Here is a 1,472-nt window from a genome sequence, read left to right on the forward strand (position 1 = left end):
ATCCAGCAAGATTGCCGCCGTGGTGCAGGAGATCGCCCATACCCGCGAACAGGCCACCTACGTCCATGAGGATGACGGACACAGCCTCTAATACGAAACCCAATAAATTCCGAGCTCTCTAAAGCAAGTCTAAAAAAGCCGCCAGATGGCGGCTTTCCGTCTCTACAGATTTAGTGCGGTTTCACTGCCATATATTGTCTTTGTCGTCCGCAATCCCAAACCACTGAAGACCCACCATTTGCCAATAGTCGGGATCGAGCTGTTCAACCACTTTGTGCATCCCAGGCACTCCATCTTCAGATTTTGCGATCTCCAAGCCAACTTTCGATATCAGCGCTCGCCCCTGTGATTTCTCTTTGTCGTCCTTCGCCCCTTCGATCATATCAATGGCATTTCGCAGCCTATCCGCCTGTTTTTCCAGCTCGAACTTATCCATTATTTACACCTTTTTTGCTTTTGCGCCGATTAAGCGTTTCCTTCAAACCCGTATTTAGGCTGCAGGGTCCGGGATTAACAGGCTCTGTCCATTTTCCTTCAAGCGGGGGCGCTGCTTCCTGGTCGCGTAGTCCTCATCTTCTCCATCGCCAGTTCTTTTGCGGACCGGCTTTTGCGTTTTGCAACGGTGCGCTGCGCATCAAATGCCGTCTGAAGTTCCTTGTCTTTTTCCGAAACTTCTTTCACCGGGGCAGGGGCCGGTTTCGCATCAGCCAGAGCCTTTGCCGTGTCTCTGGCCTGCTCTACAGCCAGATCGAGGTGTGTGCCTTTGATCTTCGGAGTGTCACCCCCAAGGAACTGCATGAAATAGGGATCTTCAAAGTACCGGATCTTATTTGCAATCACCGGCATCTTGCCTTCGCGGATCAGCACAACCTCATTTTCAGGCAGTCGGCCAACATGTTCCGGCCTGAGCAGGCGAATGCCTTCTTCACGCTCTGATATGCTGCCCATTTCCATTTTACCCAGCGCCCGTGACTTTGATTTGCTCATGACGGTTTTGTCACCGATGGACCTGGACACATGTTCACGCACCTCAGAGTCCTCGGAGGCCGCAAACATCTGCGTTCCGGCGTTTGCCAGCATCGCCCGCACGCCCTCGTGCCCATAAATGTCCTGAAGACGTGACAGCGTTTGAGAAATCACCACAAGCCTGCCGCCAAACGATCGCATGGTGTCATAGGCTTCCACTACGCGTTCCAGATGGCCAAGGCGCTGGAACTCATCTAGCAGGATCAGAACCTTGAACGGTTCATCGTCACCCGGCTCAACGGTTTCGATGGTGTTCACCAAATCGAGGAAGAACAGGCGAATGAGTGTCCGGAACTCTTTGACCTTTTTCCCAGACACCGAAAAGTAGATCGAGGTGGGGCGCCGACGCAGATTCTCAAAGTTGATGTCATTGCCTTGGGTGGCTCTGGCTACAGACGGGTTGCGCCAGAGCTGAAGGCCGGAGTTCAACATAACCGAAATCGTTG

2 protein-coding genes are annotated in these 1,472 nt (G+C 52.7%); both read right to left on the reverse strand.

The window, feature by feature from the left end; all coding sequences use genetic code 11:
* Positions 1–181: 181 nt before the first annotated feature.
* Complete coding sequence (locus tag GOX66_RS25450) at positions 182–436, reverse strand: hypothetical protein (RefSeq protein WP_170766702.1); 255 nt, start codon at positions 434–436, stop codon at positions 182–184.
* Positions 437–534: 98 nt separating this feature from the next.
* Positions 535–1,472, reverse strand: a 938-nt coding sequence (locus GOX66_RS25455; protein ID WP_174822848.1) for a type IV secretory system conjugative DNA transfer family protein, incomplete at its 5' end; no start/stop codon positions are given.

This window comes from Ruegeria lacuscaerulensis (genome assembly GCF_013031245.1).
Lineage (GTDB): Bacteria > Pseudomonadota > Alphaproteobacteria > Rhodobacterales > Rhodobacteraceae > Ruegeria > Ruegeria lacuscaerulensis_C.